17 protein-coding genes are annotated in these 15,741 nt (G+C 33.1%); 7 read left to right on the top strand and 10 right to left on the bottom strand.

All coding sequences use genetic code 11. The features are described 5' to 3' along the window. Positions 1-30: 30 nt before the first annotated feature. The 4 genes from BUE84_RS16965 to BUE84_RS16950 are packed head-to-tail and all read left to right on the top strand — an operon-like array spanning position 31 to position 3,366. Positions 31-774 (top strand): tetratricopeptide repeat protein, encoded by a 744-nt coding sequence (locus BUE84_RS16965; protein ID WP_079242713.1) that lies wholly within the window; start codon positions 31-33, stop codon positions 772-774. Next, the gene (locus BUE84_RS16960; RefSeq protein WP_079242712.1) at positions 774-2,513 is read left to right on the top strand and encodes a BatD family protein; all 1,740 of its coding nucleotides are present in this window, start codon (positions 774-776) and stop codon (positions 2,511-2,513) included. Before BUE84_RS16965 ends, BUE84_RS16960 begins: the two co-directional genes overlap by 1 nt. Positions 2,514-2,557: 44 nt before the next feature. Next, positions 2,558-3,160 carry a MarC family protein gene (locus BUE84_RS16955; protein WP_062674416.1) on the top strand — a complete coding sequence of 201 codons (603 nt, stop codon included), beginning with the start codon at positions 2,558-2,560 and terminating at the stop codon, positions 3,158-3,160. 5 nt (positions 3,161-3,165) lie between these two features. Further along, positions 3,166-3,366, top strand: coding sequence for a hypothetical protein (locus BUE84_RS16950; protein ID WP_047378522.1), 201 nt, complete (start codon positions 3,166-3,168; stop codon positions 3,364-3,366). Positions 3,367-3,475: 109 nt separating this feature from the next. Here the strand turns inward: BUE84_RS16950 and BUE84_RS16945 are convergent, their stop codons facing one another. The 5 genes from BUE84_RS16945 to BUE84_RS24640 all read right to left on the bottom strand — a co-directional run bounded on the left by BUE84_RS16945 (position 3,476) and on the right by BUE84_RS24640 (position 8,092). Further along, positions 3,476-5,635, bottom strand: a complete 2,160-nt coding sequence (locus tag BUE84_RS16945) for a peptidase domain-containing ABC transporter (protein WP_079242711.1) — start codon at positions 5,633-5,635, stop codon at positions 3,476-3,478. 45 nt (positions 5,636-5,680) lie between these two features. Further along, positions 5,681-6,760 (bottom strand): HlyD family secretion protein, encoded by a 1,080-nt coding sequence (locus BUE84_RS16940; protein WP_079242710.1) that lies wholly within the window; start codon positions 6,758-6,760, stop codon positions 5,681-5,683. 215 nt (positions 6,761-6,975) lie between these two features. Next, a complete protein-coding gene (locus BUE84_RS16935) occupies positions 6,976-7,689 on the bottom strand; it encodes a type II CAAX prenyl endopeptidase Rce1 family protein (protein ID WP_079242709.1) in 714 nt (237 codons plus the stop codon). Between the two features lie 91 nt (positions 7,690-7,780). Continuing rightward, positions 7,781-7,909 carry a hypothetical protein gene (locus BUE84_RS24955; protein WP_262487962.1) on the bottom strand — a complete coding sequence of 43 codons (129 nt, stop codon included), beginning with the start codon at positions 7,907-7,909 and terminating at the stop codon, positions 7,781-7,783. A 12-nt stretch (positions 7,910-7,921) separates the two neighbouring features. Beyond that, positions 7,922-8,092 carry a hypothetical protein gene (locus BUE84_RS24640; protein ID WP_185116996.1) on the bottom strand — a complete coding sequence of 57 codons (171 nt, stop codon included), beginning with the start codon at positions 8,090-8,092 and terminating at the stop codon, positions 7,922-7,924. A gap of 411 nt (positions 8,093-8,503) precedes the next feature. On the opposite strand from BUE84_RS24640, the gene BUE84_RS16930 reads away from it, so the two are divergent. Next, a complete protein-coding gene (locus tag BUE84_RS16930; RefSeq protein WP_079242708.1) occupies positions 8,504-9,079 on the top strand; it encodes a GNAT family N-acetyltransferase in 576 nt (191 codons plus the stop codon). Positions 9,080-9,082: 3 nt separating this feature from the next. Then, positions 9,083-9,967 (top strand): response regulator transcription factor, encoded by an 885-nt coding sequence (locus BUE84_RS16925; protein WP_079242707.1) that lies wholly within the window; start codon positions 9,083-9,085, stop codon positions 9,965-9,967. Here BUE84_RS16925 and BUE84_RS16920 read toward each other — a convergent pair. The 5 genes from BUE84_RS16920 to BUE84_RS16900 form a co-directional block, all read right to left on the bottom strand. Continuing rightward, complete coding sequence (locus BUE84_RS16920; protein WP_079242706.1) at positions 9,953-10,921, bottom strand: chorismate-binding protein; 969 nt, start codon at positions 10,919-10,921, stop codon at positions 9,953-9,955. The genes BUE84_RS16925 and BUE84_RS16920 overlap by 15 nt on opposite strands. Before the next feature lie 158 nt (positions 10,922-11,079). After that, a complete protein-coding gene (locus BUE84_RS16915) occupies positions 11,080-11,508 on the bottom strand; it encodes a PaaI family thioesterase (RefSeq protein WP_079242705.1) in 429 nt (142 codons plus the stop codon). A gap of 26 nt (positions 11,509-11,534) precedes the next feature. After that, positions 11,535-12,143, bottom strand: a complete 609-nt coding sequence (locus BUE84_RS16910) for a 1-acyl-sn-glycerol-3-phosphate acyltransferase (RefSeq protein ID WP_079242704.1) — start codon at positions 12,141-12,143, stop codon at positions 11,535-11,537. 315 nt (positions 12,144-12,458) lie between these two features. Further along, complete coding sequence (locus BUE84_RS16905; RefSeq protein ID WP_079242703.1) at positions 12,459-14,180, bottom strand: PspC domain-containing protein; 1,722 nt, start codon at positions 14,178-14,180, stop codon at positions 12,459-12,461. An 11-nt stretch (positions 14,181-14,191) separates the two neighbouring features. Then, positions 14,192-14,521 (bottom strand): PadR family transcriptional regulator, encoded by a 330-nt coding sequence (locus BUE84_RS16900; RefSeq protein ID WP_002977573.1) that lies wholly within the window; start codon positions 14,519-14,521, stop codon positions 14,192-14,194. A gap of 517 nt (positions 14,522-15,038) precedes the next feature. On the opposite strand from BUE84_RS16900, the gene BUE84_RS16895 reads away from it, so the two are divergent. Continuing rightward, a complete protein-coding gene (locus BUE84_RS16895; protein ID WP_145953284.1) occupies positions 15,039-15,740 on the top strand; it encodes an XAC2610-related protein in 702 nt (233 codons plus the stop codon). Position 15,741: the final 1 nt, after the last annotated feature.

The raw sequence follows: 15,741 nt of genomic DNA, 5'->3' as shown, positions 1-15,741 counted from the left end.
TTAACATATAAAGGAATAATTTTGCAAGTGATGAATACTAAAATTATATTTTTATCGTTTATTGTTGCCATTTCATTCTCAGGCTTCATGTTTGGGCAGGAAAGCTATAGGAATTTAGTGTATGAAGGCAATCAGAAATTTGACGGTAAAGATTATGATGGAGCCTCCTCAAAATACATGGAAGCGATAAAATCCAATGATAAAGATTTTACCGCTCACTACAATATGGGGAATGCGTTGTATAAAAGTAAAAAATATGAAGAGGCAAAAGCAGAGTTTGAAAAAGCGGAAAAACTTTCACAAACACTTCCGGACAAAACTGCTGCGCTTCATAATTTAGGGAATGCTTATATGCAGATGAATCAGCCGGAAAAAGCCGCTGACTACTACAAGAAAGCTTTGAAGCAGGATCCCCACAGTGAGGTAACCAGAAAAAATTATGAGATTGCCAAACTGAAAGAGAAAGAAAAACAACAGCAAAAAAACGAACAGAATAACTCAGGAAAAGGTGGCGGCGGAAATGATCAGAACAAGGGAGATGATCAGAAAGGCGACAAAGACAAAAAACAGGATCAGGGTAGCGGCCCTCAAAACCAAGGTAAAGGTGACCAGGGCGACAATCCTAAGCAGGATCAAAATAATGAAGGCAGAATGCCTAAGAATCTTGAAAATGCGATCTTAGATAAAATAAACGAAAAAGAAAAAGAAACCGCCAGAAGAATTTTAAACAAAAATTCTTATTCGATGCCTGAAAGCAACGAGAAAGATTGGTGATGCAGCACAAATTGATTTACATATTGCTTACTTTGGCATCCGTAATTACTTACGGACAGGTAAATCTATCTATGGATGCAGATAAAACCGAATATGCGGGTAAGGATATCATCAATCTGACCATTGTTCTTGAACTTAACGGAAGTGACCTAGTACAGCAAACAGGTTTCCAGCTTCCGGATCTTTCAAAATTTAATATTATAGGAAGCGGATCTGTTACCAATACTGTAATTGATCCGGCTACCAATACTTTAATTACCCAGAAAGTTTCCAGAATTGCCCTTGAACCTAAGAAAAAAGGGAAAATAAAAATCGGTTCCGTTCTCGTTACCGTAAATAACAGAATCTATAAAACAGAACCTTTTGATGTCAATATCCGTGATATTGTAGACAGAAGATCTTTGGCTGCGAATACTTCCAATGATGTTTATCTGAATATGGAAATTGATGATCGGGATGTATATCAGGATCAGCCTACTATAGCCGTTCTGAGAGTGTATTCAAGAAATATGGATAACCTAAGAAAGGTGAAAAATATCCATCTTCCACAGCAGGATAATATCAACGTACATCCTATCAATTTTGATAAGTCTGAGATAGATCCTTCCGGATATGGAAATATGCCTTCACAGGTTCTGGCTATGTTTATGGTGTTTCCGAATGAAGCAGGATATGTGGAAGTTCCTGGTGTATCAGCTTCAGTAAATACCTATTCAAATAAAACAAAAATTGTTTCCAATAAAGTTAAAATCAACGTAAGAAAGCTTCCTGAAGGAGCTCCCGAATGTTTTAAAAATGCCGTTGGAAACTTTAATGTCAACGTATATAATGCTTCCAAGGAAAAACCGGAAGCAAAAAAACCTTTGAATGTGGTGGTAAAAGTTTCAGGAGAAGGTAACTTACCGGATATGGAACTTCCTAAAATTGCTGCCTCTCCGGATTATGAAGTTTTTGCCCCGAAAATTACCTCTAAAGTAGCTCCGGGAACTTCAGGAATGAAAGGAGAAATCCTGGCTAATTATGTGATTATTCCTAAAAAATCAGGTGCCATTTCAATTAAAACAGAACAATTTGCTTTCTTTGACCCTGAGAGTAAAGAATATGTAGACCTTGGACAGAAAACACTGGCTCTGAATGCATTTTCTCACGACCAGATTCTGGAGGCACGTTCTACCGTAGAAAAGGTAAACGAATACACCAATAATCTTCTGGAGACGGTAAATACTCCGGTATTAAAAACCACTTCATTTAAAGTAAAAGAAAAAAGCAAATTCCACTGGAATATTCTTTTGACCAATATAGCTATTCTGATCAGCTTATTTGTTGGGTATCTGCTATTTAAAAATTGGCAAAAAAAACGTACATTAGTTAGGGAAACTGTACCATCGAAACCTTTAGGTTCAGTAGCCGAAACAGAAAAAGAGATCAGAGAATCGATGAAAACGGATATCAATGATTATTTCGGATATCTGGAAAATCTTAAAGATAATGGAGAGTATGAAAAGTTCTTTATAACTCTGGAAGAATTGGATGAAGAAGTAAGAGGACAGTATTTTCAGAGCTCTACTCCGGAGTTTAAGACATTTCTTGAAAAGCACAAAGGTTCTTTGGTAGCAGAAGAATACAGCAAACTGCAGCAGAAAGTTCAAATGGAAAAATACAATCCTGTGAAATCTGCTGAAGCTCTTGAAGAACTTTTGAAAACTATTGTTAATTTATATTCACAAATTAACAAATAATCAGTTTATTTTCATATTTTTGCGAAATTTTTAATTACAAATAGATGGAAATTTTTGATGGTTTTTCTTTTAAAGAGATTGTTACCAGCTTTATGGTTCTTTTTGCCGTTATCGATATCATAGGCTCAGTTCCTATTATCGTAAGCCTTCAGCAGAAGTTTGGACAGATTGAAGCCGGAAAGGCTGCCATTACTGCCGGAGCTATTATGATTGTTTTCCTGTTCGTAGGAAATAAGATTCTTAAGCTTATTGGAGTTGATGTAAATTCATTCGCGATTGCCGGAGCTTTTGTGATTTTTGTCATAGCACTGGAAATGATTTTAGGAATTGAAATTAATAAAACCACCGAGGCAAAGGCTGCATCCATTGTACCCATCGCATTTCCGCTGGTTGCAGGAGCTGGAACGTTAACCACTGCACTCTCTCTTAGAGCTGAATTTCATGATATTAATATTATTTGCGGAATTATTCTTAATACAATTTTCGTATATTTGGTGCTGAAATCAGCGAAATGGCTGGAGAAGAAAATTGGGGATGCTACTTTGATGATCCTTCAGAAAGTTTTCGGAATTATCCTTTTGGCAATTTCAATTAAATTATTCACCGCAAATTTTGCCCAGTTGGTGCAGAATTATATTAATTTTTAAGAGTCATGAAGAAGTTTTATAAAGTATTTTTAGTACTGTTTATTGTATTCATCACCATCAATCTTTATGCTATCAACTGGCAAGCGACAGATATTCTTGGAGATGAAGATAACGTTAGATTTGCATTCTCAGCGGGTGCTGCTGCAATAGGTCTTATCCTGCTTTTCGTAATGGATACCTGGAGTAGAATCGGTTTAAAGAAATAATTGAATATTTCAATATAAATATAGCCTCTTTCTTTTTGAAGGAGGTTTTTTTATGATTTTTACTGATATAGAAATTTGAAAATAAGCAAAAGCAGTTTATTTGTGAAAGTTAGTTCAGATTTTTACTTTGTTTTTCCCACATCGATTTGTAAATAGAATTTTTAGAAATAAGTTCACTATGATTTCCTTTTTCAATAATCTGTCCATCTTTCATCACTAAAATAGTATTAGCATTGGCTATAGTACTCAGTCGATGTGCGATCACAATCATAGTTTTGCCTTGATTTCTAAATTCCTGTAGCGTATTTTGAATAACTAATTCAGATTCTGTATCAAGAGAGGAAGTAGCTTCATCCAGTATTAATATTTCTGGATTTTTATATAAAGCTCTTGCAATGGCAATTCTCTGTTTCTGACCACCGGAAAGCAAAGCTCCGTTTTCCCCTAAATACGTTTGAAAACCGTTGGGTAATTTCTCAACGAAACTCAATATGCCCAGGTTTTTCGTGATGTTTAAAATCCTTTGTATATCTGGAAAATCCTCCCCTAAAGCTATATTTTCAATCACATTTCCAGAGAACAAATCGATTTGCTGCGGAACTACCGAAACTAAGTTCCTTAAAGAATAGTTGGAAATGTAGTTAATATCATAATCTCCAATCATGATTTTCCCTGTTTTAAGAGGATATAAATTTTGAACTAAAGAAACTAAAGTTGTTTTACCACTGCCGCTTTCTCCAACAATAGCCGTTGTTTCTCCTTTTTTTATGAGACAGCTGAAGTTGGTAAAAACTTCGGTTCTACTCCCATAGCTAAAACTTACCTCCTTAAACTCAATATCTCCAATATTTTCTTTTATTAAATCTAATTTATCTGTATTTTCCTCACGTTTCAGATCCATAATTTCAAAAAGACGATCGGCTGCAATCAAAGCATTCTGAATGGTTTTGTTCATTCCGATTAATTGTGATACAGGGCTTGTAAAATAGCCGATCAAAGCATAAAATGATAATAATTCTCCGGGAGTGATCACTCGGTCAATTACATACCCTGAACCTGCCCAAAGTAATACAATTGTAAATATTCGGGATGAAAATTCTGAAGAATTGCCGGAAAATAAAGCATTCATTACCGAAGCATAAATTGTTTTTAATAATTTTGAAAAAGCATTATCCGTTTTATTATTAGCAAAAGTTTCTATTCCAAATTGTTTGATAGTCTTTACAGAAGTGATAGATTCAACCAAATGAGATTCTAACTTTGCACTTTCCTCCATCAATTGTCTTTCTGCTTTTTTATTCAATTTATTGGTGATCCAGTACACTAAAAAATAAAAAGGAATCACTAATGCTGTAATTAATGCCAGTTTCCAATAATAGGTGAACATCAAAGCAAATGAAAAAATAATAATGAAAATATTGACAAAAAGCTGTATCGAAACATCATTGATAAACGTTCTTATTTTCACGGCATCATTCACCCTTGAAATGATCTCTCCGACTTTCATGGTATCGAAAAAGCGCTGCGGAAGTTTTAGCAAATGTTTGTAATATCCGAGAATAAGGTGTTTGTCCATTTTTTGCCCGGTTTGTAAGACTAAAACACTTTTCATGGCCCCAATAAAAATTTGAAACAACAATATAACAATCATTCCCACAGAAAGTAAGTTGAGCAGACGTTTGTTTCCGTCTATAAGCACATAATCTGTTATTTTTTCAATATAAATAGAGGTTGATAATCCCAAAATGGTATACATCAATGCGCCTAATAAAGCTTGGATTAAGATACTTTTGTGTGGCTGAACTAAGTTCCAGAATCTTTTATAGAGACTTGTTTTTTCATCTTTTTGTTCAAAATATTCATTAGGTTCCAATAGAATAAGCACTCCTGTCCATATTTTTGAAAACTCTTCTATTTTGTATTCCTCTAATTTTCCTCTTGCGGGGTCCATCACCGTTATTTTATCTTTCCCAACTTTGTAAATGACCACATAATGATGCATTTGTCCGTTAACAATAACATGGGCAATAGCTGGCAATAGAAGTTCCGGCAAAGCATCAACACCTCCTTTTACACCTTTTGCATTGAAACCCATTTGTTCCAACCCCTGTATTAGACCTAAAACATTCGTTCCCCTTGTATCAGTATGACAGATCTGCCTGATCTTGGCAATGGGCATTTTTAATCCGTAATGGATGGCAACGGAAGCAAGACAAGCAGCACCACAGTCTTTGATGTCGTGCTGTTTTATCAATATATTTTTTTTCATCTGCTTATGTTTATTTTTATTGGCCTTATGGAATCTTTGATTTTATCATTTCAATTTTGGATTGAACCAATCGTCTACGCGATCAAATAATAATTGCCATAATGTGCGGTCAATGAGATGAAAGCGTGCTGTAAAAGTCATTCCTTTATCGACCTGTCCTTTGTAGCCGTTTTTCAATTGTAAATAGTTTTTATCCATTTGACAGAGAACCCTAAAGAAAGCTTCTCCGGTTTGTTCATTAATTTTAATATTCTGATCAATTTCAGAAACTTTGCCTTCCAATAATCCCCATTGGTTATAATTATAAGTGTCGATTTGGTATTTTACATTCTGACCGTTATGAATAAAACCTATATCTTTTGGTGAAACCAAACATTCTGCAACCAGGAAAACCTCCGGAGAAATTTCTCCTATCTCTTGTCCTTGCGTCATAAAATTGTTTTTCTGTATTCCGGAGAACTTTACAAGCCTTCCAGAAATGGGAGCTGTAATGATATAGTTTTTTTGTTCCTGATTAATACGCTGCACTTCTGAACCTAAAGAACGGATTTGTCTTTCTACTTCTCTTTTCTGCGCTTGCCATTGGGCAATTTGTTGTTCTCTTATTCCGGCAATCTGATTTTTAAGTCCTTGAAGATTGTAGAAAAATTTATCATACTCTGCCTTTGGAATTACCCCTTGATTGTAAAGAGTTGCTGCCCTGTCAAAATCTTTTTGAGCTAAAGACAATTGTGTTTGTACCTGAGCAATTTTCTCCTGCATGGCAAATAATTCTCTTTGGTATTGCCCGGTTTGTAAACCAGAAATTTGTCCTCTTGTCAGCTTATTTAGGTCCTGTAATTGTGCTGAATAATCTGAGCTTTGGCTGTTTTGTAAATTCTTTTGAGTATCCAGCTGCTCTGCTGTTACAATAAGCAAAGTATCACCTTGTTTGAGTTCCTGATTATTCTTTTCTAGTTTACTATAAATAATTTTCCCTGAAACAATAGCAGAAATTTTTGTGTTCTCCTGCACAGATCGTATTACTCCTCTTGATGAAGAGGAAATGGGGACTTTTATTATTGGTAAAGTGCATAGTAAGGTAACTACAAGAATTAAAATTCCTATATAAATTATATTTTTCATCTGTATTTTTGTTTTGAATAAGCGAAAAGTAAAATAAGTGCATTAATGAATTGTCTGAGAAGTTCCTGATTTCTGGTAATGAGAAATCTTAAAAAAAGCATAAGATTTTGGGATGTGGACAGATAAGTTGAAAAATCTGTCGAGCAGGTAAATGCATCGAAAAATAAAGAAAGTATATTTTAATATTGATAAATCTATATTTGTTGCTTTTTATGTCACGGTAATGAATTTTTAGCTAAAATGTTTAATAGAACGATAGGGGTATTTATTAAAATATGAGCTAGAAAAGAATAGATAAATCCTTTTTCGAATCTTAAATATCCTAAAATCAAGCCCAAGAAAAATTGAGGGAAAATTAATATGGGTATATAAAAATATTGAATAGAATTATTAAACTCTAGGTTTTGAAGATGTAATAAAGAAAAAATAATTGCAGATGTGTAAAATATATAATTGAAATTTTTAATAAATATTATTTCTGTCTTATTCCAATTTCTATTGATCAGATATTTTAATATAAAAAATACAGATAAGCAAAAAATGATTTTATACAATGAAAATAAATTGAATTGAAAAATCTTTGTATTTGTTACTGCTGATATTATAATATTTAATAGAATTGCTATAGAAGCTGAAATATTCAATGCAGAAAATTTCAGATAAAGTCTAAAAGCTATCTCTTCCATGAACGGAGCGATAAATACCCCAAAAGCAATTGTTTCTATAATCGGATAATCGTTGGTATTTATTTTATGTGGAGGAAGCTTTACGATAGAATCCAGGTATTTAAATAAAAAAGCCGATAATAATATTAATACATAGTAAAGGATAAAAGTATATACTATTATTTTGTTGGTTTTCAGTTTAGTTGAAAAAGCTACTGTTGGTTTTTTCAAAAAACTAAATAATTCACTTATAAAGTTTATCATGATGGGAATAAGTTTTAATCAAAAACCATTATTAGAGAGATACTGCAGGCAAAAAGCCTACAGTATCCAATAATGATTAATTAGATTTGTGTTAATGGAAAACTTCTACAAGCCATCCTATGCTATATCCAATATAATAACCCACACCTTGGTCTTTTTTGGCGGGACAATTATCTCCTCCATTTATTTCAGTTAATTCAGCGTTGCTAAGATTTTTCATATTTTATGATTTTTATTTTCCACAATTAGCTCCAGAACCATCATTGAAACCATCAATAAAGTCGTTCCAAAAACCTCTGATTTCATTTAATACACCATGTAAAGGATGGATCATTGCTCCTCCTTCAGTAGTCATTATTTCCTGAGCGTTAAGCTCACTTACATTTAAATTTTTTAAATTCATTTTTTAAGTTTTTTTTAATTAATACTTACATTGCCATATAATCCTTGGCTTAGGTTTTTGCTGATCAGCATCATATTTATACTTTGTACTGTACACATACAAAAAATAAACATTTATATTTTGTTTGTTCAAACTTACCCAGTATCTGAAAAAAAACATAAAATTTCTTACTTAACTTACCCTTAATTTCACTGTGTAGAGAATCTAAGGGTTTTACTTTGTTGATTTTTAGCATTTTGTAAAATAGATTTTCAGGCTTAATATGTCTGCAAAATTTTACTTTTTTTGTAAATTAGTACTTGAATAAAATGGTGTAATTTTTTGTTTTTCAGTTATTTGTGTTTTATTTAAGTTTTTTTACTTTACTTTTTTGCTTTTGATGAATATTGAAAACATGTTAATTAATTTTAAATGAAAAAAATACAAGAAAATGAGTTGCCTATTGCAAATACAATACTAAGTGGGGCTTTTTATAATAATAAGTCAGTGAATTATATTCTTAAAATAAAAAATGAAAAAGTGTTGATTTCAAAACTTATGGATTATTCTATTGCAAAAGCAAAACTCTACGGGGAAGTTTGGCTTAATGATTTAAATAATGCCTGCTGTATATTATTAGATCCACTGCAAACAAAGAAAGACTTTCTTTATTCGCTTTGGTTAGATATTTTGCTTATCAAAAATGTTGTAGGATTACATAATTTTAAAAAAGTCATTTATAAAGAAAAAATGACACAAATGCACCTGCCCAAAAATATTGACTATATCCATCTTTGGTTTATCGGGGTAGATGTTAATTCGCAGGGTAATAGTATTGGTAGTGCTTTCATGAGTGAAATTATTAATTATTATTCAGGAAAGAAACAAGCTATTTGTTTGGAAACATCAACTATTATAAATCTTCCTTTTTATGAAAAATTTGGTTTTAAAATTTATCATGAAGAAGATTTTGGCTTCAGATTTTATTTTCTGATAAAATATTTATAGGTGATGTTTGGCACTGAAATTCATATTATTACTTTTATATACATATGTTTACTGATCTTAATATTAGGATTTGCACTAATAAGAATTTCTGCTAAAGAGGGCAATAAAAGTTTTGATCTTCATTTTTTATTATTAACATTTGCCGTCATTGTGAATAATGTAAGTTCTGGACTTTTACCAGATAAAAACTTTGATATTAATATTTTATCGCAAAATGTAATAGCATATACGATAGGTTTTATAACAATTGGATATTATATTTATTTTTTGTCAAAATATTACAGTCTGACTTTTAAAAACTATTTGCATTTTAATTATGTCATTATTTGTCTCTCTGTAAATTTAGTTGTCGGTTTTATTATTCCTTATGTAATTACAGGAAATCTTGAAATATCTCGTAAGTTTTTTCTGATTATTCCTGTTTGTTTTATTTTATTTCTTATTTATATCATCTATAAGAATAAAACTGAAGATTGTTTAGGATTTTATGATCAGTTTAGAAAATTTCATGCTGTTGCTGGATTATTAGGTCTTTTCAGTGTTGTATCTGTTCCGGCTACGATGTTATTATTGGGAGATAATCAATCAATAGAGCAGAGTTTATTTACGATAGGTTATTTTTTTATAGGAATAGAATATTTTTTTTATGAGGGAAAAGGAAGAAACTGGGGTTTCCTATCCGACCTTACAGAAAGAGAAACTGAAATAGTTAATTTAATAATTGAGAATAAGAATATTAAATATGTTGAAATAGGCAGTAAATTAAATATTTCTGAAAAAACAGTTTCTACACACCTTTCTAATATTTATAAGAAAGTTGATGTAAAAGGAAAAAAAGGGCTTATTACAAAAATTGAAAACAATAAAATACGACTAGGTAAAAAATAGATTTTTCAATATCGCCTCAGACTTCAGTTCTGTTTCTCTCCATTCCTTTTCCGGATTACTTTGAGCTGTTATTCCGCCTCCTACAAAAACATGGACTGAGTCTTTATAAAGTCTTGCACAACGCAGATTGACATAGTACAGAATACTCTCATCCGTTTCAACCTTGATATAGCCGGCATAAAATTCACGGGGAAATTTTTCATATTTACGGATATTCTCATTGCAAAAATCTTTGGGAATACCACAGACTGCAGGAGTAGGGTGCAGATCCTTGATAATTCTGTCAAGATCTTCAGGCTTTATATTGGTCTTAAAATCTGTTCGTAAATGTTTGATATTACCGGAAATATGGTCATATGTTTCTGACTGGTCTATGTTGTCAGAATAATTTGTCAGAATATTCTGAATATAATTGGTAACCGGCTTTTGTTCTTCAATTTCTTTTTCAGACCATTCTTCAGATACCGGAAGAGTTCCGGCAAGGGCCATAGTTTCAAACTCGTGAGTAGTTTTATTAAACTTCCCTAATACTTCCGAGAAAGCTCCCATCCAGGCATTTTTCCCATCATTAAACAGATATCTGAAAGCATTGGGATAAGAATTACATAAGTTTTGAAAACTCTCTGTATAATTAACTGTATTAAAATCTGTAAAGATCTTCCTTCTTGAATAAACAAGCTTTGGCAGATTATTTTCTTTGATGATTTCAATGACCTGCTGTAAAGTGCGGCAATATTCTTCTTTTGTTTCAGCGGAAGAATTTGTGGTATCATTATTCAGTACTTCACTGGTAATCAAAGTTTGGTTAAATTCAGCGGGATTTATTTCAAAAATATCTCCGCTGAAGCTAATCTCATCTAAGCCATTATAAGAAAAAAAGTTAACTGCATTTTTAGTATTTTTTTTGTCTGCAGACAATAATCTTTCGTCGAAAGGAAGTTTGAAATAAATCATGAGCTATGAAGGAATTTTGAAAATCAACAGCCGGAAATACTATAGGAAATTTCCAGTGTAACTTTCCTTTTTACAAAGGTATTACTAGTCTTAAAGATGTCAAAATAAAAAGAGCTTAAATTTATTTTAAGCTCTTTATTTTATGTTGTTGTAACTTACTATCTATTGATGATATTATTCGTCATCGTAGTATGGTTGATCAAAATTCCTTTTTCGTCACGAATTTCAATTTCAGAAACGTGCATTGTTTTACCTTTTCTGATAAAACGTGCTGTAGCAGTTACAATACCGTCTTTTTTGCTTCTTAAATGGTTAGAATTAATATTGGTTCCTACACCATAATATTTTTCGCCATCGATAAAAATATTAGACAGGCTTGACCCTAAGGTTTCAGCTAAAACACAACTTGCTCCTCCATGCATGATTCCAAAAGGCTGATGAGTTCTTGGAAGAACGGGCATTGTTGCGGTAAGGGTTTCATTTTCGAGATCAATATCGATAAATTTGATTTCAAGTGTTTTGGCAAGAGTTACATCTCCCCAGTTATTGATGAATGCTAATATTTCTTCTTTTGTCTGACCTTTCATTTTAATAATTGATAAATGATGATTGATTAATCTTGTTTTAAGCTGTCCGTTTCATTTCCGGTTCCCATAATATTAGGATTCCAGTTTTCCGGTACTTTAGGAACAATATCATTTTTTACATAATAGTCCTGAATTTCCTGCATGATTTCTGAAAAAGGAACTGATGCTATTCTTTCATAAGGAATGGTGTAGCCCAGGTACACAATTTGTCTTTTAAAATCACCTGCTGCCAGAACGATAGGAACTTTTGCTGCCAAAGCCATATGATAGAATCCTTTTCTCCATTTCGGTACCCAGCTTCTGGTTCCTTCCGGAGTAATCACAAGACTGAAATCTTCTTTGGAGAACTGATTGGCTACGAAATTTACAAGATCGTTTTTCTGGCTTCTGTCGATCCCAATACCACCAAGTCCTTTTACGATACTTCCATACCAGGCTTTGGTGTGGGCATCTTTAATGATGATTTTTAAAGGTTTCTCCAAAGACCAATAGGCGAAATTTCCTAAAATGTATTCCATATTATGGGTATGTGGGGCTACCACCAGGATACACCTGTTTAGATTGTTGACATCGCCCTGAAGAACGACTTTCCAACCTAATACTTTTAACATTGCTTTGCCTAACAGCTTTTTCATAGATTTCTTGAATTAAAAACAAAAAAGTATAACCAAACTTTGGTTATACTTTACAAATATATTGAAATATTATTGCTCTTAAAACAAACCGCTAATTAAATCTACGATTTTCATTACGAATTCCATTGCAAATTGTATCATGATATGGCTGTGTTTTTGATTGTTTGGTTATTAAATTTTAGCTTTACGAAATTAAAACTTTTTTTTCACATAAGAAACTAAATGTAGTTTTATTTTCACTTTTCTGAGAGAAGAAGGGTGTGAATTTCAAACGGTTGCCATCCACCCACACCTTCTACCACTCTCTGAAGTTAATTATTTAGTTTGTATGGAAATTTCGTTTTTTCCGTCTTTGATTTTGATGTCCATATCTTTATTTGATTTTTTGATAGTAGACACTGCAGAATCAATAACTTTCTTTGCCTGGTTGTTCGGAACTTTTTTACCGTTTACAATGATGCTGTCTTTGTCATCAGAGTTGTATTCGATACTGGAACCGTTTACCGTTATTTTATTTTTTTCAATTCGGACATTGTTATGGTCTTCATCTCTGTCCTGATCATCGTCATTGATGCCATCTCCGTCTAAATCTCCGTCCATGTGAATGCGGTCTTTATTCATAGAGATAACCACTGCTTTTTGCGGAACCACAAGTTCATAATCAAGGCTGTAATCTCTGAATCTGTGCTCGTACGGATATTTGATGTAGTTGGGAAGTAATACTTTGTTGTTCACAATTTCTACAGGAACTGTCATCTGGATAGGGAAGTTATATCCTTTTCCTTCTTTTTTAATGATCAGATAAGGTGTTTTAATATCTGGTTTTCTGGTTACATCTACAGAAATATAATCTTCTTCATACACTGTTCTTTTATCTGAATAAATATCATTGTTGTAACCTTTGAAATTCTGTGGAATGTTGATCTGTTTTATATCTACATACACTGTATCTGAAGTGGTGTTGATAGCAACATTTTCTACATCTTCCTTGCTTCCTCTGTAGATCATATCTTTCTTAGCCATGCTGATTCCGAAGTAAGTTCCCAGTCCGATTAAAAGAAGGAATAAACCACCTACAACCCATCCGATATTTCTCAGTTTTGTTTTTGGTGAGAATATTTTGATGCTTAATAAGCTGAAAAGGATTGCCGGGATTAAACTTCCGATCACCATCATGGCAGCCAGTACTTTATCAAGTCCCTGATCGTCCATGTAGAATCTGATTTCATTAGCTCCCGGGAAGTCTGTATCCATTGCGAAAAGGGCAAATAATACAAATACTCCGATAATGCTACTTACAGCCATCAATACAAAGAATCCTCCTACAATATACTTGAATACATTCCAAACTCCGCTGCTCGCGTTGCTGATGTAAGGTTTGTTTTCGTTATAGATTTCTCCGACCCTCTGAGTAGATTCATTGGCAAATTGTACCAATTTATTAGACTCGTTCTTAAGATTGTCGAAGTTCATAGGCTTTCCCTGCATTTTCAGGAAATCTGCTGCTGTTTCAGCTTTTGGAAGTACGATCCAAAGGATTACATATAAAAGACCTATTAATGAAGAGGAAATGGCTGCGGTAAAAATTCCTAATACGAAGATTCCCAGCCAGATTGCTCTCATGGTAGTAATATCCATTCCTACATATTGAGCTAAACCTGCGCAAACCCCTGCTACTTTTTGTTTTTCCGGATCACGGAACAGTTGCTTTTTATCGGTATAATTGGATCCTGAATATTCTTTTCTGGTAGATGTTTTTTCAGAAAAATAAGCTTCTTCCTGTTCTTCGATTTTTTCAGGGCTTCCGATTTGTGCGATTACCTTTTCTACATCGGTATCGTTAATCACTTCACGTTTTCCTAAAGAATCTTTGAAGATCTCTACCATTCTTATTTCTATGTCATGCATTACTTCATCAGCCTCAGAAGCATCCAGAGAGCTTCTCAGTGCATTCAGGTAATCGCTGAGCTTTATATATGCGTGTTCTTCTATGGTAAAAGAAAAACCTGCGAGTCCTATTGAGAGTGTCTTGTTCATAGCTTTGTTTTTTAATTTTGTTGGGTGATTTGGTTTACTGAGGCTGTCAGTTCATTCCATGTATTGAGAAGTTCATCCAGGAAAAGTTTTCCTTTTTCTGTAATCTGATAATATTTTCTGGGTGGTCCTCCTGTAGATTCTTCCCATCTGTAAGAGAGAAACTCTCCGTTTTTAAGTCTTGTAAGAAGAGGGTAGAGGGTTCCTTCTACTACATCCAGTTTTCCTTTTTTCAGTTCGTCAATAAGATCAGAAACATACATTTCACGGTTATTGATGAGACTTAGAATACAGAATTCCAGAATTCCTTTTCGCATTTGCGCTTTGGTATTTTCGGTATTCATCTTTGATAAGTTTTGTTAATTAGTTATATAATTTTCGAAGTTCGGAACCTAGCTAGTTGTACCTATTTCGATTTTACATTACAAAGATATGTAAATAAAATGGTATTATGCAATACAAAGTAGTGAAATTTTTAAAATAAATTATTCAAAGTATTGATAATCAGTATAATAATTTTAATTATGAATTTTGAGTAAAACGGATTTTAGAAGAAAATGTCTGAAAATTTTTAAATTTTTAAATAGAATTTTGAAAATTGGACAGAAAAAAAGATCTTTTATCACTTATCACTTATCACTCATGCTCTAGCCCCGATAGCAGCGGTTACCCCACAGCAGCCATGGCTTTGGGGCAGGAGCGAGGAGTATGAGCGGATAGCGGGAGACAGCTTCTTATTTATGAATACACTCTTATTGAAAAGGTAATTCTGACAGATAATGATACCGGGATTTTGAGATCGCTATTATGATTCGTATTTTTGTTAGAAATAAAAAAACACCTAAATCATTTACTATTACCATGAATATTTTGAATAAGTACAAGCATTTATCGGTATTTCTTTTATTGGGTCCTTTAAGTTTCGGGCAATATCAATTTGAGGTTAAAAATGTATCAAAAAGCTATGATGCCGTCATCCAGATAGAAAATTGTTATGATGACAGATGTGGAGGAAAGGGAACGGTGGAATTGTTTGATCATAAGAATAGCAAGGTACAGACTTTTATTTCTGATGATCTGGTTTTATATACAGAACAAGGTAAAAAACCTATCCAGGGGAAATTGATTCCACTTTTGAAAGATCAACGTGCTGTGATCCTAGATGACTTTAACTTCGATGGAACGGAAGATGTTGCCATAAGAAACGGAAATATGGGAAATTATAGCGGGGCATCTTATGATGTATATGTCTTCAACAAAACAAGAATGGGGTTTGTAAAAAGCGAGGAACTTACAGAGCTGGGGTCAAACGGTCTTGATATTTTTGATGTCGATGCCCAGCGTAAACGTCTTATTTCTTATGGAAAGTCTGGCTGTTGTGATATTTTTACAACAGAATATGCCGTAATTCCGAATAAAGGACTTGATAAAGTTTTTGAAAAAGAAGAGGATATGAGTGTTGAAGGCTCTGTAAAAGTGACCACTAAAGAAAAGATAAATAATAAATGGATTACCAAAACAAAGGTATATCCATCAGATCAATATAACAGAAATAAGAAGTAAG

The sequence above is a fragment of the Chryseobacterium indologenes genome (genome assembly GCF_002025665.1).
Lineage (GTDB): Bacteria > Bacteroidota > Bacteroidia > Flavobacteriales > Weeksellaceae > Chryseobacterium > Chryseobacterium metallicongregator.
This window is presented reverse-complemented; position numbering and strand designations above follow the sequence as displayed.